At 50.3% G+C, this 18,483-nt stretch carries 22 protein-coding genes; 16 read left to right on the forward strand and 6 right to left on the reverse strand.

The genetic code is table 11. From position 1 onward, the window contains the following. Positions 1-516 (forward strand): ribosomal protein S18-alanine N-acetyltransferase, encoded by a 516-nt coding sequence (gene rimI / locus KB559_RS10235; protein WP_373316826.1) that lies wholly within the window; start codon positions 1-3, stop codon positions 514-516. Then, positions 510-1,544 (forward strand): tRNA (adenosine(37)-N6)-threonylcarbamoyltransferase complex transferase subunit TsaD, encoded by a 1,035-nt coding sequence (tsaD, locus tag KB559_RS10240; RefSeq protein WP_211021644.1) that lies wholly within the window; start codon positions 510-512, stop codon positions 1,542-1,544. The genes rimI and tsaD overlap by 7 nt, the downstream gene beginning before the upstream one ends. A gap of 111 nt (positions 1,545-1,655) precedes the next feature. Here the strand turns inward: tsaD and KB559_RS10245 are convergent, their stop codons facing one another. Both KB559_RS10245 and KB559_RS10250 read right to left on the reverse strand, forming a co-directional pair. Continuing rightward, positions 1,656-2,087, reverse strand: a complete 432-nt coding sequence (locus KB559_RS10245; RefSeq protein WP_211021645.1) for a bactofilin family protein — start codon at positions 2,085-2,087, stop codon at positions 1,656-1,658. Continuing rightward, positions 2,087-3,112: a M23 family metallopeptidase gene (locus KB559_RS10250; RefSeq protein ID WP_211021646.1), complete on the reverse strand. Its 1,026-nt coding sequence runs from the start codon at positions 3,110-3,112 to the stop codon at positions 2,087-2,089. The genes KB559_RS10245 and KB559_RS10250 overlap by 1 nt, the downstream gene beginning before the upstream one ends. A gap of 301 nt (positions 3,113-3,413) precedes the next feature. Here KB559_RS10250 and KB559_RS10255 point away from each other — a divergent pair, with 301 nt between their 5' ends. The 4 genes from KB559_RS10255 to KB559_RS10270 are packed head-to-tail and all read left to right on the forward strand — an operon-like array spanning position 3,414 to position 6,069. Continuing rightward, positions 3,414-4,235, forward strand: a complete 822-nt coding sequence (locus KB559_RS10255; RefSeq protein WP_244861573.1) for a VanW family protein — start codon at positions 3,414-3,416, stop codon at positions 4,233-4,235. Further along, entirely contained in the window at positions 4,232-4,651 is a 420-nt protein-coding gene (locus tag KB559_RS10260; protein ID WP_211021647.1) for a DUF6157 family protein, read from the forward strand. The genes KB559_RS10255 and KB559_RS10260 overlap by 4 nt, the downstream gene beginning before the upstream one ends. A gap of 22 nt (positions 4,652-4,673) precedes the next feature. Continuing rightward, a complete protein-coding gene (locus KB559_RS10265) occupies positions 4,674-5,228 on the forward strand; it encodes a pyridoxamine 5'-phosphate oxidase family protein (protein WP_211021648.1) in 555 nt (184 codons plus the stop codon). 37 nt (positions 5,229-5,265) lie between these two features. Beyond that, positions 5,266-6,069, forward strand: a complete 804-nt coding sequence (locus tag KB559_RS10270; RefSeq protein WP_211021649.1) for an AAC(3) family N-acetyltransferase — start codon at positions 5,266-5,268, stop codon at positions 6,067-6,069. Positions 6,070-6,093: 24 nt separating this feature from the next. Here the strand turns inward: KB559_RS10270 and cysK are convergent, their stop codons facing one another. Further along, positions 6,094-7,017, reverse strand: coding sequence for a cysteine synthase A (cysK, locus tag KB559_RS10275; RefSeq protein WP_211021650.1), 924 nt, complete (start codon positions 7,015-7,017; stop codon positions 6,094-6,096). A gap of 224 nt (positions 7,018-7,241) precedes the next feature. Here cysK and KB559_RS10280 point away from each other — a divergent pair, with 224 nt between their 5' ends. Continuing rightward, positions 7,242-7,736, forward strand: a complete 495-nt coding sequence (locus KB559_RS10280; RefSeq protein WP_247681730.1) for a hypothetical protein — start codon at positions 7,242-7,244, stop codon at positions 7,734-7,736. Here KB559_RS10280 and KB559_RS10285 read toward each other — a convergent pair. Then, a complete protein-coding gene (locus tag KB559_RS10285) occupies positions 7,723-8,604 on the reverse strand; it encodes a hypothetical protein (RefSeq protein WP_211021651.1) in 882 nt (293 codons plus the stop codon). The genes KB559_RS10280 and KB559_RS10285 overlap by 14 nt on opposite strands. 173 nt (positions 8,605-8,777) lie before the next feature. On the opposite strand from KB559_RS10285, the gene KB559_RS10290 reads away from it, so the two are divergent. After that, the gene (locus tag KB559_RS10290; RefSeq protein WP_211021652.1) at positions 8,778-9,095 is read left to right on the forward strand and encodes a YciI family protein; all 318 of its coding nucleotides are present in this window, start codon (positions 8,778-8,780) and stop codon (positions 9,093-9,095) included. Positions 9,096-9,386: 291 nt separating this feature from the next. On the opposite strand, the gene KB559_RS10295 is transcribed toward KB559_RS10290, so the two are convergent. Continuing rightward, the gene (locus KB559_RS10295; RefSeq protein ID WP_211021653.1) at positions 9,387-11,348 is read right to left on the reverse strand and encodes an ABC-F family ATP-binding cassette domain-containing protein; all 1,962 of its coding nucleotides are present in this window, start codon (positions 11,346-11,348) and stop codon (positions 9,387-9,389) included. A gap of 190 nt (positions 11,349-11,538) precedes the next feature. On the opposite strand from KB559_RS10295, the gene KB559_RS10300 reads away from it, so the two are divergent. From KB559_RS10300 to groL, 7 genes are all read left to right on the forward strand, one after another. Then, the gene (locus tag KB559_RS10300; RefSeq protein ID WP_211021654.1) at positions 11,539-12,180 is read left to right on the forward strand and encodes a 5-formyltetrahydrofolate cyclo-ligase; all 642 of its coding nucleotides are present in this window, start codon (positions 11,539-11,541) and stop codon (positions 12,178-12,180) included. Between the two features lie 38 nt (positions 12,181-12,218). After that, positions 12,219-12,686, forward strand: a complete 468-nt coding sequence (moaC, locus tag KB559_RS10305; protein ID WP_211022165.1) for a cyclic pyranopterin monophosphate synthase MoaC — start codon at positions 12,219-12,221, stop codon at positions 12,684-12,686. Positions 12,687-12,755: 69 nt separating this feature from the next. Next, a complete protein-coding gene (locus KB559_RS10310; RefSeq protein ID WP_211021655.1) occupies positions 12,756-13,241 on the forward strand; it encodes a MogA/MoaB family molybdenum cofactor biosynthesis protein in 486 nt (161 codons plus the stop codon). Between the two features lie 106 nt (positions 13,242-13,347). After that, complete coding sequence (locus KB559_RS10315) at positions 13,348-13,578, forward strand: twin-arginine translocase TatA/TatE family subunit (RefSeq protein ID WP_211021656.1); 231 nt, start codon at positions 13,348-13,350, stop codon at positions 13,576-13,578. A 110-nt stretch (positions 13,579-13,688) separates the two neighbouring features. Next, positions 13,689-14,447: a twin-arginine translocase subunit TatC gene (gene tatC, locus KB559_RS10320; protein WP_211021657.1), complete on the forward strand. Its 759-nt coding sequence runs from the start codon at positions 13,689-13,691 to the stop codon at positions 14,445-14,447. A gap of 299 nt (positions 14,448-14,746) precedes the next feature. Further along, complete coding sequence (gene groES, locus KB559_RS10325) at positions 14,747-15,028, forward strand: co-chaperone GroES (RefSeq protein ID WP_114496573.1); 282 nt, start codon at positions 14,747-14,749, stop codon at positions 15,026-15,028. Between the two features lie 99 nt (positions 15,029-15,127). Continuing rightward, entirely contained in the window at positions 15,128-16,747 is a 1,620-nt protein-coding gene (gene groL / locus KB559_RS10330; protein ID WP_211021658.1) for a chaperonin GroEL, read from the forward strand. 89 nt (positions 16,748-16,836) lie between these two features. Here groL and KB559_RS10335 read toward each other — a convergent pair whose 3' ends face one another. Continuing rightward, a complete protein-coding gene (locus tag KB559_RS10335; protein ID WP_211021659.1) occupies positions 16,837-17,118 on the reverse strand; it encodes a phosphatidylinositol kinase in 282 nt (93 codons plus the stop codon). Positions 17,119-17,339: 221 nt separating this feature from the next. Here KB559_RS10335 and KB559_RS10340 point away from each other — a divergent pair, with 221 nt between their 5' ends. Then, entirely contained in the window at positions 17,340-18,452 is a 1,113-nt protein-coding gene (locus tag KB559_RS10340) for an amidase domain-containing protein (protein ID WP_211021660.1), read from the forward strand. Positions 18,453-18,483 lie beyond the last annotated feature (31 nt).

Below are 18,483 nucleotides of genomic sequence, written 5' to 3' on the forward strand. Positions count from 1 at the left end.
ATGTGGAGAGAGGCAGATGCCGGGCGCGTGCAGTTTCGGACGATGAAGCTGGAAGATATTCCGGATATTATGGTCATCGAGCATGAATCTTTTACGCTGCCGTGGAGTGAAGAAGCTTTTCGCAATGAGTTGACGTTAAACCATTTCGCCCGTTATATGATCCTGGATGTCGACGGCCAACCGGTCGGTTATGCCGGGATGTGGACGATTGTGGATGAAGCGCATATTACGAATATCGCCGTCCGGACCGCTTACCGCGGACGGCATTTGGGAGAACTGCTGCTTCGGCGGATTATGGAATGGGCCATGGAACTGGGTATGGAGCGCATGACCCTCGAGGTACGGGCCACCAACCGGGTGGCTCAATCGCTGTATGCCAAACTGGGGTTTGTTCCTGCCGGTGTACGCAAGGGCTATTATTCGGATAATAATGAGGATGCTATCATCATGTGGTGCGAGCTGCCGGAATTAGAAAACGGGAGCGGAGAAGAGGAAGGAAGCGAACAAAATTGCTGAATCAGGATTGCTATATACTTGCGGTGGAGACCAGCTGTGACGAGACTTCGGCCGCCGTTGTCAAGAACGGAACCGAGGTGCTGTCCAATCTGATCGCCAGCCAGATCGAAACCCATAAAGCGTTTGGGGGCGTCGTTCCGGAGGTGGCTTCCCGCAAACACGTTGAGAGTATTACGTTGATGCTGGAGGAGGCGGTGAAACAGGCCGGGATATCTCCAGGTCAGTTGTCCGCTGTAGCGGTAACCGAAGGCCCAGGTCTGGTCGGAGCGCTGCTCGTCGGCATCATGGCCGCCAAGAGTCTTGCTTTTGCGTTGGACAAGCCGCTGATCGGCACCCATCATATCGCCGGACATATTTACGCGAACCGCCTAGTGGGCGAGATTCATTATCCTTGCCTGGCTCTGGTCGTGTCCGGCGGACATACGGAGCTGGTGCATATGGAGCGTGAGGGGCGTTTCGAACTGATCGGCCGCACCCGGGACGACGCCGTAGGCGAAGCTTATGACAAAGTCGCCCGGGCGCTGGGATTCCCTTATCCCGGAGGACCGCATGTCGATAAACTTGCGATGGAGTCGGATGAGGCGGAGGAGCTTCCGCGCGCCTGGCTGGAGCCGGATTCCTATGATTTCAGCTTCAGCGGGCTGAAGTCCGCCGTGCTGAATGCGGTGAACCGGCACCGGATGCGCGGCGAGGAAGGCTTCGAAGCCGCGATTGCTCGCGGATTCCAGGAATCCGTCATCGATGTGGTCGTTGAAAAGGCGATCCGTGCGGTTAAATCAACCGGAGCCGTCCAGCTACTGCTCTGCGGCGGGGTGGCCGCCAACCGCGGTCTGCGCGCGGCTTTGAGCCAGCGCTGCGACAAGGAAGGGATTCCGCTGTCGATTCCGCCGCTGAACTATTGCACCGATAATGCGGCGATGATTGGTGCGGCCGCTTATCTGAAATGGAAGAACGGCGAGTTTTCGAATCTGGAACTCAAAGCGGAACCGTCCCTCTCTTTGGAGTCCTGGTCGGTCAAAGAAGGTTAATAGATAAAGTTGGATAAACTACAACAAGGCCGCATCCCGGGAAGGGTCATGAGACATATGCTGTCCATGATATTCCGGGATGCGGCCTTTATTGTTTAACCAGTATCAGTCCTATTTCTCTGCCGCTGCGGCGGATTGCTTGTCCGCAAGCTTTATCGTCTGAACCGATGCAGAGGAGGGATTTTGGGCGCCTTCCATTCGGCTCGTCCCTTCAAAGACGCTTCCTTCCTCAATCGAGAGAGAGGCGGCGGAAAGGTTGCCGTAGAGCTTGCCTTTAGCAGTGATGGTCAGCTTCTGCTTGGCCTGAACGTTGCCGTTGACGGTACCTGCAATAATGATGTTTCTGGCGATAATCGTATCGGAACGGATCATTCCCTTTTCCCCGACGGTTACGTCCCCTTCGCAGTCGATATCTCCGATAACCTGTCCTTCAATTCGGATGCTGGCGCCCGAGATAATCTTCCCCTCGAATGTACTGCCCTCCCCAACCAAGGTATCGGTGGTATTCGGATCGAGCTTTACGGCGGTTTTATTCTTGAACATTACTGATTTTCATCCTCTCCGGGAATAGTTAGATAGATTAAGGGATCGACGGTAACTCCACCCTTAATGACCTCGATATGGAGATGCGGACCTGTGCTTCTTCCCGTTGAGCCGAGCAGCCCGATTTTATCCCCCTGTTTAACAACATCGCCTTTGGTCGCGATCGTTTTTTTCATATGCATATAGATGGTTTGCAGGCCTGATGGGTGCTTGATCGTAGCATAATTACCTCGCGCGGAGCTGTATCCGGTATCCGTGACCGTACCGTCGGCAGCGGCGTAAATCGGATCCCCGGTTTGCCCGCCGATATCCAGACCGCTGTGAACCGTAAGTCTGCCGCTAAAGGGATCGCTGCGTTTCCCGAATTGGGAAGTGACCCGTGCGGAATCCGTAGGCCAATAGGTCGGCAAAATCCTCATCATTTCCTTGTACTTTTCCACGTTGATCTTGGTCTGCTCCAGCCTTGATTGCAAATCGGGCATTTCATTTAAGGAAGCCGCGATGCTGTCCTTCGTCTCGTTTATTAAGGCAAGCACATCTTCTTCGCTCAAAGGAATAGATTCGCCGCCAACCCCGCCTTTCTGTTCATAAGCTTCTCCGGGACTATCCGCAGCTACGGCCACGGTAGGAGCAAGTCCTCCGGTTTGCCGATTGCCATTTGTAATAGCTTTCAATTCCGCCTCCAGCTGTTCCAGCTCGAGCATTCTCGACTCAATGGTTTTGGATTTCTCCGATAGATCGAGCAGCTCTGTAAGCAATGTATCAATGGCTTGTTCCTTGTCATCGACTGTACTTTCATAATAATCCTTTGACGAGGATAGCTCCGTCTCCAAAGCTACTATCCGGCTGGAATGGCTCTGGTTCGCCACGATAAGGACCAGTACCAGCCCGATTACGACTATTGCCGAGACCAATAGGGACAATAGCAGAGCCAAACGCGTTCTAAACCGGAATACGGGGCTTGCGCCCTCAGGTACGACAAGTATTGTAAATTTCCTGTTTGCAGGCTTGAATCCGAATTTCATGCGATCCTCCCGAGTATGACAAAATCTTTGAAAAATAGGCCAAAAGACATTTGTTTTCAGCACCAAAGCTACTAATTCGGCAAAACATTCCAAAACCCTCCCGCAAGTCACAATTTACTGTATAAGATGATAGGAAACTCTCAAGCTTCAATGTCGGATACGCAACTGGATGCACTATGTGATCAAAAGATTGCTTATGAACAACCTGTCTCAGGTTAAATGTGCAGGATTGCGAAAACTGAGTATAATATTGGTAACTGCGACGTCAATTTGGCAAGAAATTGTATTTGGGGGGATCCCTTTGAAGCCAATCCCGAGATCCAAGACAAGAGTATGGCTGGGAACTAAATATTATCGCTTGAGACGTTACTGGACATGGTGGGTGGATGGTCAAAAGATCTCCAGAATCCGGGAGAAGGAGTCTCTTCCCCACAAGTTGGCGGGTCACCAAACGATTTTGCTGCGTCAGCTCAAGGATGTGGATATGCAGCTTCAGCATAACAAGATTGTTAATTTGAAGCTTGCCGTCCAGCGGATTAACGGAGTAATCATCCAGCCCGGTGAAACCTTTTCCTTTTGGAGATTAGTTGGCAAGCCCACGCGCAGGAAAGGATACGTGCCGGGAATGGTGCTGCATTACGGAAAATACAAGCAGGGTGTTGGAGGCGGGCTATGCCAGCTAACCAATCTGCTTTATTGGATGGCGCTTCATTCTTCTCTGGAAGTCAGGGAGAGACATCGCCATAGCTACGACGTGTTTCCGGATTCGGGCCGAACCCAGCCTTTCGGAAGCGGAGCAACCTGCTCTTATAATTATTTGGATCTTCAGCTGTATAACCCGACGGATGCTCCGATTCAGATTCTTGTACATGTTTCGGAACATGATCTGATAGGCGAGCTAAGATCGGTCAATCGACCGCTGCACCGCTATGAGGTATATGAGCAAGCGCACAGGATTACCCGGGAGTATTGGGGCGGGCATATCCGGCATAATCTGATATTTCGGCGCGTCTTTAACTTAGAGGGTGAACTGGTCAGGGATGAGTATGTGACGGAGAATCATGCTCTGATGATGTATGAGCCTTTGCTTGAATCCGGAATACGAGAGGGAGTTGGCGAATGAGTTATACAAATACGTTTATCCGGGTTTCCCCGGACTGTCCTGCTGAAACAGGCATCGTCCCAGTATCGGCAAAAGAGAGCAAGCCGGTTCATGTAATTCAATATGAACTGCTGACCGAACATCCTTATAAATTTGACTATCCTGCGTTATTATTTGAGACGCATATCCGGCACAAACGGATTTCAGCGGAAGTAATTCAGGAGCGCGAGCAGGAAATCAGGGACGATTTGTTCTCCAAAAAACACGCCTGCCTTCGTGCATCCGCGCTGCCCAAGAAGTACGGTTGGGGTGTCCATTACGACGAGAATGGGAAAATTGCCATCTACGGCATGGATTCTCACGAATACAAGCGCTTTACGGAATCGGCCGATGGGAGCATCCAAGTATTGAACGGAATGCGAAGCCGGAGGGACTAAGAGATATTTGGGAGGGAACCTGATGGGAAAAAGATTTGCGGCCATGCTGCCTCAGCATATAGAGTTCATCTCCAAGCAGCATATATTTTTTGTGGGTTCCGCACCTCTCAGCGGGGAGGGGCATGTGAACCTGTCGCCGAAGGGATACGATTCGCTGCGAATTCTTTCGGAATCGGAGGCGGTGTATCTGGATTTGACCGGGAGCGGCAACGAAACGGCGGCGCATTTGGCGGAGAATGGAAGAATAACGCTGATGTTCGCTGCGTTTGAAGGCCAGCCGCTCATATTACGGTTGTACGGGAAAGGACGGGTTATTCTTCCCAGCAATGAGGAATGGGAGAAGCTTGAGGGATATTTCCCCCCGCTCCAGGGTGCGCGTCAAATGATCCATATTTCCGTTTACGAGGTTCAAACCTCCTGCGGCTTCGGTGTTCCGCTGTTCCAATACGAGGGAGACCGGAACACCTTGATCCAATGGGCGGAGAACAAGGGAGAGGCGGGACTGGATGAATACCGGCAGCAGAAAAATGCCGTAAGTCTGGACGGTTTGCCATCTTCATACGGGGAACAGGCTTAAGTTAGAAGAAGTAGATAGAGAAAAGGGGAAGCTGTACATGGAACTTATGCAAGGAAAACTTATTACTGTGGAAACGCTGCGGTCCGATCTTACCGCCCTTGGCGTAAGGGAAGGGATGACGCTGCTCGTCCATTCTTCCTTTAAGTCGCTCGGACAATGGGTGGCCGGGGGACCGGTCGCAATGATTCTGGCATTGGAACAAGCCATAGGCGATACTGGAACGCTCGTTGTTCCGACGCATTCGAACGATCTGAGCGATCCGAGCGGATGGGAGAACCCTCCCGTCCCGACCGAGTGGTGGGACACGATCCGGGAGCAGATGCCGCCCTATGATCCGGACTTAACGCCACTGTGGCATATGGGCGTCATTCCGGAATTGTTCCGCAAGCAGAGCGGCGTGAAACGGAGCGGACATCCGCATGTCTCTTTTGCCGCAAGAGGAATTCATGCCGATTTCATTACCGATCACCACGGCTTGGATTACGGGCTTGGGGAGCAGTCTCCGCTGGCCAGGATCTATGAAACGGAAGGCTGGGTCCTGCTGCTTGGCGTAGGCCATGCCAACAATACCTCGCTTCATTTGGCTGAATACCGTGCTGATTTTCCCGGAAAAAAAGAAATCAGCAGCAGTGCGCCAATGATCCTCCAGGGTGAGCGGCAATGGGTCAAGTTCCGTGACATTGAAATCGACTCCGAAGATTTTGAGAAGATCGGTGCCGACTTTGAACGGGATACGGGCAAAGTGCTGCGAGGCTGCATCGCAGGCGCACCCGCCATGTTAATGCCGCAAAAGGCACTGGTTGATTACGCCGCAGAATGGATGACGCATACGAGAAAATAAAGTCCTGAAGCGCCAGGTTATCGGTTAATCGAATAGACCCATGCTCAGGTATCTTTCGCCGGTGTCCGGAGCGATGCATAATATCCGCTTTCCTTTGCCGAGCCTCCGGGCCAACTGCAGTGCCGTCCAGACCGACGCACCGGATGAAGGGCCGACGAGGATGCCCTCCAAGGCGGCAAGCCGACGCGCGGTATCGAGAGCGTCTTTATCCTCGACCTGCACGATTTCGTCGTAAACTCCCGTATTCAGAATGGGAGGAATAAAACCGGGACTGGTGCCTACCAGCTTGTGTGGACCGGGTTGTCCCCCCGACAGGACAGGGGAGCCTTTCGGTTCGACAACGACGATTTGGATCTCCGGCAAATGTTCACGCAAATATTCACCGGTGCCGGTTATCGTGCCGCCGGTTCCGGAGGTGGCGACAAATGCATCCAGTCTGCCATCCATTTGCGAGATAATTTCCGGACCCGTGGTCAGCCGGTGGACATCCGGATTCGCCGGGTTTTGAAACTGCTGGGGGATGAAGCTGCCCGGAATTTGCGATTGAAGCTCCAGCGCTTTCTCGATCGAGCCGGGCATACGCAGAGCTGCAGGAGTTAATACGACCTCCGCGCCGTAGGCTTTAAGGAGGTTGATCCGCTCCAGGGTCATGTTGTCGGGCATGACCAGGATCGCTTTATATCCCTTCGCCGCAGCATTCATCGCAAGCCCGATACCAGTATTGCCGCTGGTCGGCTCAATTATTGTGGCCCCCGGCTGGAGAAGGCCCGCTTTCTCCGCCTCGGCGATCATATGAGAAGCGGCGCGGTCCTTCACGCTGCCGCTAGGATTGAAATACTCCAGTTTGACATAAACATCGGCGTCTTGTTCTCCGGTCATACGTCCCAACTTGACCGCCGGAGTATTGCCGACGAGTTCGGTGATGCTATTAAATGCTTTGCAGGTCATAGCAGGTAAAGCCCCACTTTCAGTACGGCTGATAAGAGCCGGGTTTTCTGTATATTCTACCCGTGTTGCCGATCACGTTCAAGCTAAGCAATAAATCAGTATCATGCGGGATTATCCTATGGTAAAGTAGGAATAACAACGAAGATGAGGCCACCAGCGGGTTTCATCTTTTTTTATTTTGATTAGTGATGAATTTCACAACTTGAAACGAGGGGATGTTGCAGATGGTTGAAGCAAGGAAAATGCCGCTCTCCGTGAAGCTGCTGATTGCATTGCAGGGCTTTTTAGGAATAGGGGCAGTGTTTGGAGGGGGGGCTTTAATTATAGATCCCAGCGGGCAGTTGCTCGGAATGCCGACGGAAATGATGAAGATCCCGCTCTTTTCCGATTTTTTGTTCCCTGGAATGATTCTGCTGCTCGTACTGGGGATCGGCCCGCTGGGAATTATGGTGTCACTGCTTCGCCGGCAAGCGTGGTCGCTCGGAGAGAGGCTCAATTTATTCAGGCCCATGCACTGGTCCTGGACGTTCTCCCTATATACGGCATTTGCTTTGATTATTTGGATTATGGTGCAGCTCTATATTATCAAAGAGACAGCTGTGATTCACCTTGTTTACATGATGCTTGGTCTGGCGATTCAAATCGTAACGCTGCTCCCGTCCGCAAGGAATTTCTATGAGCTTGAGGACGGTAGCGGGGATGGCATTACCATGACTTAAGCTCGGTCCGCTTCCAGGTGTCTTTCGCTACGCAGATGTACATATAGTTCTCGTCCCAGGCGATATCCCCCTGGTTGCCCGGAGAATTGGCCGATTCGGGAGTCTTCGATTCCCGGATGCGTATGCTGTCGCCGGCGACGTCAAGTTTGCTCTCGGGGGCATTGGTTCCAATGCCGACGTTGCCGTCGCTGCGACTTACGGTCACTGCACTCTCAATGGCTTCACCTTTATCGTCATAACGGATAATGTTGAAATCAGCGCCGCTATTCCCGCCTTTTTCCCCGCTGTTTGTACGCAGGCTCCAAAGCGGAGTGGTCGCATTGTCCTTGCCCGTTTTGGCAAATTGGATATCCCGATTGCCTTCAGCGGCTACTCTGAGAATGCCGTCCATGACGTTGAAGTTGGAAGAGTGGGTGCGTATCTCCGCTACATCGGTGTCGTAAGGAATTTCAAAGCGCGTAAACAACTGGTCTTTGTTCTCCCCGTCGGGAGACATCGTAGTTTCGAATGATATATGCTTGTGGTCATGTTGTTCCGGATTGTTTGCTTTGTCATGTGAGACGATAGCCGTTTTGTCGTTTCCTTTTTCATCGGCCCATGAGATAGCCGGCTTGGCCCGTTCCGCGGTCCATTGCAGCCGGATGAGATCGGACAGATGACCTTCGGAAGCGACCCACTTTTGATCCGTCGACAGATGAATCCGTTCATTTTGCGGGAACGCTAAACCACCGCCCGGCAAAGAGGATTCTTGAAAAGAGGGCGCGGAAGAGGATGATGAACTTTCAGCGACGCCAAACAACTGGCATCCTCCTACAAAAGATAAACTAGCCCCTAACGCCGTCAGGGAGACAATTTTTATCAGCTTCATTTCATACTCTCCTTTTTTTTACAGGATTTGATTGAATTCCTATAGAGATAATTGTATTTTTTTGTTGAAATGACAATAGGTAATTTGAATGGAATCCTTGGGGAAATTCATCAGCTAATGGGTTTGATCCGCCTTGTGGGAAATTAGTACGAGAAACGAGGGACGTGAAATCGATGGAGAATTCAACGGAAAATCAATCTTTTGTGAAGTATGTGATTTTACTTTCGATGAATCCGGGAAGGAGCTTCAATGAGGAGTTAATCCGCAGTCATGTCGCCTATTTAAGGGAATTACAATCGATGGGAAAACTGGTAATGTGCGGACCCTTTGTCGATGTTCCCGGAGGGATGCTCATTATTCAGGCCGCCGATTTGGAAGAAGCCAAAGCTTTGGCGGAGCGTGACCCGTTCGTGAAATCAGGAACTGAGAACTATGAACTAAGGGCCTGGGAAATTTCCTGCGAAGCGAACAATCATTTGGGAATGGGGTAAAATAGGGGGCCTGTCAAGATGTGGACAATATTAACCGCAATTTGAAAGGCTATTGTATGAAAAATGCTTGAAAGCTTGCCTGACAACGGATGAAGACGGATTCCGAAAATCGAGTCATTATTTTCTGAAAAATGTGGATAATGTGCATAACCTAGTGGATAAATTCTACAATTTCAAAAAAAGCCCGAAAAAAACGACCTCAAGGGTCGCCTTTTTTGGAAATGCATCTTCAACACTGTGGATAACGATGTGTATAAAGAGATTATAAAGAATTTGAATTTTTTTTGAGAATTATTCTGCGGCAAGGGATTCCCATTCCTCATAAGCCGAGGACAATTCTAATTTGTTACTGTCAATTACCGATTGGCGCTCCTGAAGGGCAGTATAGTCCTGATATATTTCCGGGAGCATTAATTCCGCTTCTAGATTGGCGATTTCGCCCTCCAGCCGGGCGATGGTCTCTTCCAGCTGTTCCAGTCTCCGGAGACGAGCCCGTTCCTGACGCTTAGCTTGTTTATCCGCTTCATAATTGGCGGCCCCCGTCTTTCCGGTTGAAGCCTCCTCAACGGAACTTCGATCCTGGGGACCCGGTTTCGAGGCTTCACTGTTTGCCTGTTCCGCGGCCAGCTCCTGCAGTTCCTGTTTTTTCGCCAAGTAATCGTCATAATTACCCAGGAAATGTTCGGCACCGCCGGGATGAAGCTCCTCAATGCGTTCCGCCATCTTGTTCAGGAAATAACGGTCATGAGATATGAAGAGCAAGGTTCCGTCATAATCAATCAGCGCCGATTCCAGCACTTCCTTGCTGAACAGATCCAGATGGTTGGTCGGTTCGTCTAGGATCAGGACGTTAGCTTTTTGCAGCATCAGCTTGGAAAGGGCGATTCGGGCTTTTTCCCCGCCGCTTAAGGCAGAGATTTTCTTGAGCACATCCTCACCGCTGAACAAAAAGTTGCCCAGCACGCTGCGGATTCGGGCCTCTTCCATATGGGGAAAGGCGTTCCAGACTTCCTCAAGCACGGTGTTTTGCGGGTTTAAATGACTTTGTTCCTGGTCATAATAACCAACCTTGACCTTGGTTCCCCAGGTGATCGAGCCGGCGGTCGGCTTCAGATCTCCGGTCAATATTTTCAACAGCGTGGATTTTCCGATTCCGTTCGGTCCGATCAGGGCAACCGTTTCTCCGCGCCGCAGGCTGAAAGACACGTTCTTGAATAAAGGAGATGACCCGGGCTCAAAGGCATAACTCAACCCATCGACTTGAAGTACATCTTTACCGCTTGTGATTTCTGCTTCGAAGGAAAAGCTGGCCTTCTTCAGATCTCCTAACGGACGGTCCATGACGTCCATCTTCTCTAGGGCTTTCCGGCGGCTCTGCGCACGTTTCGTGGTTGAGGCCCGGACGATATTTTTCTGAATAAAAGTCTCCATTCGGGCGATTTCATCCTGCTGTTTCTCGTATAGCTTCATTTGGCTCTCGTACTCCGCAGCCTTCAGTTCGATATAACGGCTATAGTTACCGGTGTATCTGCGGGATTGATGCCGCTCGATTTCGACAATTGCCGTAACGAGCCGGTCCAGGAAGTAGCGGTCATGAGAGACGACAAGCAAGGCGCCGGAATAGTTGCGCAGATAATCCTCCAGCCAGGTCAGCGTCTGAATGTCCAGGTGGTTGGTCGGTTCGTCGAGCATGAGCAGATCCGGAGCCTGAAGCAGGATCCGTGCCAGGGCCAGCCGGGTTTTCTGCCCGCCGCTCAGCGTGGAAATCACGGTGTCCGGCGAAAAAGAGCCGAACCCCATACCATGAAGTACGCTGCGGATGCGGGTTTCGATTTCATAGCCGCCTTGATCCTTGAACCAATCTGATTTTATTGCATAGCGTGTCAGTAAATCCTGGTAAGCTTTATCGTCATGGGCCAAGCCCGGATCGGCGATCTGAATTTCCATCCGCCGGAGCTCCTGTTCCGTTTCCGTCAGATCGGAGAAAACATCGAGCATTTCCTCCCAAATGGTACGGTCCGATTGCAAGCCGCTATTTTGCGCCAGATAACCGACCCGCGTTTCTTTAGCTTTGAATATTTGTCCGCCGTCCGGAGTCAGCTCACCCGCCAATATTTGCAGCAGGGTCGACTTCCCGGCGCCGTTCACGCCGACGAGACCGATCCGGTCCCGTTCAAGAACCTGAAGTCCGATTCCTCCGAGTATAGTGGTTACGCCGTATAATTTAGTAATATCAGTAGCTTGAAGCAGCATATCAATTTCGATCCTCCTATATAACTCCCTCTCTATGAACAGTGTACATGAAATAACGTTCAAATGCACCGCTCATTCCTGTAGGGCAAGGGTTTGAAGTGTCCGGTTCAGTTTTCATTTTGCCTCAACAATGATACACTAAGGAAAGGTATAGCATGTCCCGTCCCTAAGGCGGAAAAGGAGTTATCGCATGAGCATCGGGGAAAGCAAAAGAGAGCTTAGAGCGGAGATGTCCCGAGTTCGTTCCGAGATCTCCGGGGAGTCCCGGAGTGCGCAATCGCTTGCTGCCTGTATGCATGCGGAACATGAAGTGATCGGACCGCTTCGGAATAAGCGAGACTCCGGGCTGACGGTGTTTACATATTTGTCGTTCCGCGATGAACCGGATACTCGCCCGCTTCTGAGGAGTTGCCTGGAACGAGGCGATACAGTCCTGGTTCCGAGAGTGACCGGAGACGGTATCATGACGCTGCATCGTATCGGTGGAGAAGAGGATCTTGCACCCGGAACCTGGGGTATTCTTGAGCCGGGAGAGGAAGTCCCTATATGGCCTGCCAGCCGCTACGGTGAGATTGATCTGGCCATAGTCCCAGGCTTGGCTTATGATCGGTGGGGAGGCAGGATCGGCTTTGGCGGAGGTTATTACGACCGCTTTATGGCCGAGTGGGCGACTTGGAGCGAAAGGGAAGCCAAGCGAACGGGTTTTGCGCTAAAAGCTGCGCTTGCCTTCCGGGAGCAAATTGTTTCGGGCCTCATTCCCATGGAAGAACATGATTTTAGACTGGATATGCTGTTTACGGCAACCGGTACCATATATATAGAAGGAAAGTAGTGAAGAACATAATGGATTCGGCAGAAGTCCAAGGCAAGATGACTCATTTTAACGAACAGGGAAGAGCCCGTATGGTAGATGTCTCCGGCAAGGAGTCCACGGTGCGTATCGCAGTTGCGGAAACGACGATCACCATGCTGCCTTCAACCCTGCTGGCCATCAAGGAAGGCAAGGTTGGGAAGGGCGACGTGCTCGCCGTGGCTCAAATTGCCGGAATACAGGGCGCCAAACGAACTTCGGACTGGATTCCGATGTGCCACCCATTGGCGCTGACCGGGGTGAATCTTGCATTCACAGACAATGGAGTCGACGAGCTTCATATTGAGGCTACCGTAAAAACGGAAGGAAAGACCGGAGTGGAGATGGAGGCGCTCACCGCGGTATCCGCCGCCGCGCTTACCGTCTATGATATGTGCAAGGCGCTGCAAAAGGATATGGTGATCGGACCAACGCAGCTTCGTTCGAAGAGCGGCGGAAAGAGCGGGGATTACATTCGGGAGAGTTAGGTACGACCGGACACAGGCGAATGATTAATCCCTGATTCATATATAAGAGGTGGATAAGGAGGGTGACTCATGGTTTGGAAGACTGCGATCCTAACGGCAAGCGACAAAGGAGCCAGAGGCGAACGTGAAGACACGAGTGCCCAGGTAATCCGGGAGCTTGTGGAGGAAGAACTTGGGGGCGAAATTGTGGAATATCGGATTGTTCCCGATGAGCCCGATGAAATTATTGCCGCCCTGATCGAGATGACGGATTATTTCCAAGCCGATCTGGTGTTGACCACAGGCGGTACGGAACTCGCGATTCGCGATGTAACCCCGGAGGCGACGCGGCGAGTCATTGAACGGGAAGTGCCGGGAATGGCCGAAGCGATGCGCTTTACGTCGATGCAAAAGAACCGGGGTGCGATGCTGTTCCGCGGCATTGTCGGAATTCGCGGACGTACTCTGATCGTTAATTTGCCGGGAACGCCGAAAGGCGTGCACGAGAACCTGGCAGCCATTATGGATCAGCTTCCCGAAGCGCTGCTGATGGTCACGGGTCAATTCCGGCTTTAATCCGTACGGACTCCGGACCGGAAATGGATGCAAGATTGTCAGGCGGATGGACTAATTTTGTGATATAGGTTATGGTATTGTTAGGTATGTGAAAGGAGAGTCGGGGATGACAGCCGGATTTCTGTTAATCGTTATTGCAGCATTGCTTCTGTTTGGACCGAATAAATTGCCTGAACTGGGACGGGCGGTCGGACGTACGTTCCGGGAGTTTAAGAACGCTACCCAGGATATCGTGGATGATCATGATCAATCCGAAGCAAAGAAACCGGAGGCAGCCGCGGCTTCGACTCCGACTCCGCAGCCTGATAAAGCCGATCATCGTAGGCTTCCGGAATAGTAGTTGTCTTTTTTAGCTTAACTATGTGAAATAATTGAACTGCTGTCCCTTCCTTGCCGGGAGGGATTTTGTGTGTGATATTCGTACCTGGATGGCGGGGAGGCAGGCCTATGGCTGAACAAAAAGATACTCAAAGCGTGGTCGATCATTTATCGGAACTGAGACGCAGATTGGTTTATGTCCTGTCCGTCTTTGTAATCGTTCTGGTCGCCGCCTTCTTTGTGGTGGACCCTATTTATCATTATGTAACTGTGAACGCCCTCTCCGGCGTCCGAATTGATCTAAACGCCTTTTCCTTCTGGGACGGGGTCGGCGTATATATGAAAATTTCTATGGTAGTAGCGCTGGGAATTACTCTGCCGTTTACGCTGTATCAGCTTTGGGCTTTTGTGAGCCCGGGATTGAAGCCGGCGGAACAGAAGGCAACGCTCAGATATATTCCGTTTGTGTTTATTTGTTTTTTGGCGGGACTGGCCTTCGGTTATTTCGTCGTATTTCCGCTTGCTATGTCCTTCACGGGTTCGCTCAACAAGCAGCTTGGACTGATTGAGACGTACGGAATGGCGGACTATTTCAAGTTTCTGATGAATATTGTCCTGCCGATTTCCCTGTTATTTGAGCTTCCGCTCGTCATTTTGTTCCTGACCCAAATTCGGCTTCTAAACCCGGTACGGCTCAAGAAGATGCGCCGGGTCGCTTACTTCATTCTTGTGGTGATCTCGGTTATGATTACCCCGGCCGACTTCTTTTCGGCGTTTTTGGTACTGATTCCGCTTATTTTACTTTATGAGCTTAGCGTGTTGTTGTCCAAACGTGTATATCGCAAGCAATTGGCTGCGGATGCAGAACGGGAACTGAAATATAAATAGGTTGGATTAAGAGGGACATGTCCGCACTTTGCGGCGTGTCCCTCTTGCCGGTTCAAGATTTGTCCGCTCGGTTCGGGCGAATAGAATGGAATATTTTTACGTGGCGGAGGATAAAATGGTGAGGGTGTGTTCGTCCGTATTTTTTTCGGAAAAGGAACAAAAATTGGATCAGGGACTTGAAATCTGACCTTAAGTTGAGTATCATAAAAGTGGTTATTAGCACTTGAGGATGTCGAGTGCTAATACATAGTTTACTTCAATCCATTAACACAAACATATTTAAAGGAGGCTATTTTTTCATGATCAAACCTTTAGGTGAACGCGTATTGGTAGAACCGATCGAACAAGAGGAAACAACAGCTTTTGGCATCGTGCTCCCGGACACGGCTAAAGAAAAGCCGCAGGAAGGTAAAGTAGTCGCTGTGGGCAGCGGCGCGCTGAAAGACGGAGTACGTGTACCTCTGGAAGTGAAGGAAGGCGACCGCGTGTTGTTCTCCAAATATGCCGGTACGGAAGTTAAATATGAAGGCAAAGAGTATTTGATTATGAAAGAAAGCGACATTCACGCGATCGTCGGCTAAGTCGGGTAGTCTTTTATAATGACCGAAACTTATAAGCAGTAAGCATAGCATCAAACCTATTCTTTACCATTCATCATTAACCAGGGAGGTAATTCAACAATGGCAAAAGAAATCAAATTCAGTGAAGAAGCCCGCCGCTCGATGCTTCGCGGGGTCGACACTTTGGCTAACGCAGTTAAAGTAACGCTCGGTCCTAAAGGCCGTAACGTGGTATTGGAAAAGAAATTCGGCAGCCCGCTCATCACAAATGACGGCGTGACGATCGCTAAAGAAATCGAACTGGAAGACGCTTTTGAAAACATGGGCGCTCAACTGGTTAAAGAAGTAGCTACCAAAACTAACGATGTTGCCGGTGACGGTACGACTACGGCAACGGTTCTGGCTCAAGCGCTGATCCGCGAAGGCCTGAAGAACGTAACTGCAGGCGCTAGCCCGATCGGACTCCGTAAAGGGATCGATAAAGCGGTTCGCACGGCAGTAGAAGAATTGAAGAAGATCTCCAAAACAATCGAAGGTAAACAATCGATCGCTCAAGTTGCCGCAATTTCCGCAGCTGACGAAGAGGTTGGCGAATTGATCGCTGAAGCGATGGAAAAAGTGGGCAAAGACGGCGTAATTACCGTTGAAGAATCCCGCGGCTTTGCTACGGAGTTGGAAGTTGTTGAAGGGATGCAATTCGACCGCGGTTATGTATCTCCTTACATGATTACGGATACCGACAAAATGGAAGCCGTTCTCGACAACCCTTATATCTTGATCACAGACAAGAAGATCAGCAGCACGCAAGAAATTCTGCCGATCCTCGAGAAGATCGTTCAACAATCCAGACCGCTTTTGATCATTGCTGAAGATCTCGAAGGCGAAGCGCAAGCGATGCTGATCGTGAATAAACTGCGCGGTACGTTCAGCGCGGTAGCTGTTAAAGCTCCTGGCTTTGGCGACCGTCGCGAAGCTATGCTGCAAGATATTGCTGCTCTTACTGGCGGCCAAGTCATCACCGAGAAATTGGGTCTTGATCTGAAGAGCACTTCCGTGGAGCAACTGGGTAACGCTCGTCAAGTTATCGTTACTAAAGAAAACACCACAATCGTTGACGGCAGCGGCGACAAGAGCGACATCAGCGCTCGCGTCAACCAAATCCGTGCCCAACTGGAAGAAACTACTTCCGAGTTCGACAAAGAGAAGCTGCAAGAGCGTCTGGCTAAATTGGCCGGCGGCGTAGCGGTTATCAAAGTCGGCGCAGCTACCGAAACCGAACTGAAAGAGCGCAAACTGCGCATTGAAGATGCCCTGAACGCTACGCGTGCAGCGGTTGAAGAAGGTATCGTTTCCGGCGGCGGCGTAGCCCTCGTGAACGTATACAGCGCTGTAGCTGGCTTGAGCCTGGTAGGCGACGAGAAAACAGGCGCAGAAATCGTACTGCGTGCTCTGGAAGAGCCGGTTCGTACGATCGCTGCCAACGCTGGCGAAGAAGGCTCCGTCATCGTTGACCGTTTGAAGAAAGAACAAGTAGGCATCGGCTACAACGCCGCTACCGGCGAATGGGTCAACATGTTTGACGCAGGTATCGTCGATCCGGCGAAAGTAACCCGTTCCGCATTGCAATATGCTGCTTCCGTTGCAGGCTTGTTCCTGACTACTGAAGCTGTAATTGCCGACAAACCGGAACCAGAAAAACCGGCTATGCCTGACATGGGCGGCATGGGCGGCATGATGTAATAAAGGGTTCTACAACCCCGTATTACCGCAAGATGAAAGGCTCCCGAAAGGGAGCCTTTTTTTGCATAAAATCATGTTCCCCACACGCGCTAGATGAAAAACGGAAGCAAAAACAAGCTGGTGATAAAAGGAAATGGGATGCGTCTCGAAAAAAAGCGGCGGCGCGGGAAAAAACCTGGATGGAATCCGAATTGTCTGTACGTAGATGCATTGGCCGGCATCCCCGCCATTTCTGATGAAGGAATGGCAAGAGTAATGTAGTCATCGCCAACATGTGCAATGAATCCGTCATAAGACTGTCCGTCAGAAGTTGTTATACCCACATATTTATTCATGCAGCTCAATGCGATTTGTTGATAATTGGTATCCATGAATAACCTCCTCGAAATTTTTACTCGACTACAGTCTATGGACTTTTACCTATAACGCTCGCGGCAAATGCCCATTGCTCTAAAATATAATGGGTCCCTGGCCTGTTATTTTTCTTTAAAAATTACCAGCTTTACCGGAGGAGATATTGGATACCATACCTTCTGGGAAGGATATGAAGATCGACTAGTCGTCTTCACTAAAATGGATGGTGTGGTGACAAATGATTAGAATCCTAAAGTTGATTGTATGTTTTTCAATTTCTATTACCGGTTGTTTTTGGTGCGGGGAAGTTCATGCAAACGACAGTAAAGCAGAAGAGGATATTAAGGTTTTTTTGAATCAGGTATATGGAAAAAGAGCAGAGGCAATGATTCACCAGAACGATCACGTTTTGGAGGATAATTACTTATCGGATAAAGCAAGTATAAACGCTCTTCATAATGAAAAAAGACGGATAAAATACATCAATTCATGGGCCGGCAAAAGATCGATCAAATTAGTTGACGCCAACAGTGAAATAAAAATTGTTCGCTTAAAGGCTATGAACGAAACAGCTACAGTATCTGTAGTACAGTCACTAAAGGTAAGTTACGATTACTTGAATACAATCGTCCCGGTCCAATCTTTTGGAATAGGGACCCGGCATTTTATGACATTGAAAAAAGCAAATGGCGAGTGGATGATTTCGCGTGAATGGTATTTAGATCCACTGGATGAGAATCCCGATAAAATTGCGGAAACCGAAGATGGAGCAGCGCCGTCCGTTCCTAAAACCGGGAATATAGTCAACGGCAAAAGGTATAAAAGGCAGCAGGCAATAGCGTACGCAGACAAATATGCGGGAACGGCTTGGGGAGCCGGAAATAATCGCAGATATAACCCGGATTATAAGGATTATACAGGCCGGGGAGGGGACTGTACCAATTTTGCTTCTCAAGTGGTTGGGGACAAAAGGGGAGGCAGCCTTCCCATGACGAGCCAATGGCGGTACAACAAACAATCGGGTGGAACCCAATACTGGGTTAGAACGGATTCCTTCAAACATTTCCTTCTCAACAGCGGGTACGGAAAACAAGTTTTTAAAGGCGGGTATGAGCAAGTTGTAAAGCCGACAAAGGAAGATCCTAATGGTGCGCTTGCGCGGTTACAGCCTGGGGATCTGATCGGTTATATCATTCATGGGAACGATATAGACCACTTTTCGGTGCTTGTTGGATATGATGAATATGGATACCCGCTCGTTAATTCGCATACCACAGATCGGTATAGAGTCCCGTTTGATCTAGGTTGGGACAGAAATACAAAATATGTTCTGGTCCATATTAAAGATTAATACAATGCTTGTCAGCATAACTGAATTTGAA

This window comes from Paenibacillus sp. Marseille-P2973 (genome assembly GCF_018101095.1).
GTDB lineage: Bacteria > Bacillota > Bacilli > Paenibacillales > Paenibacillaceae > Fontibacillus > Fontibacillus vini.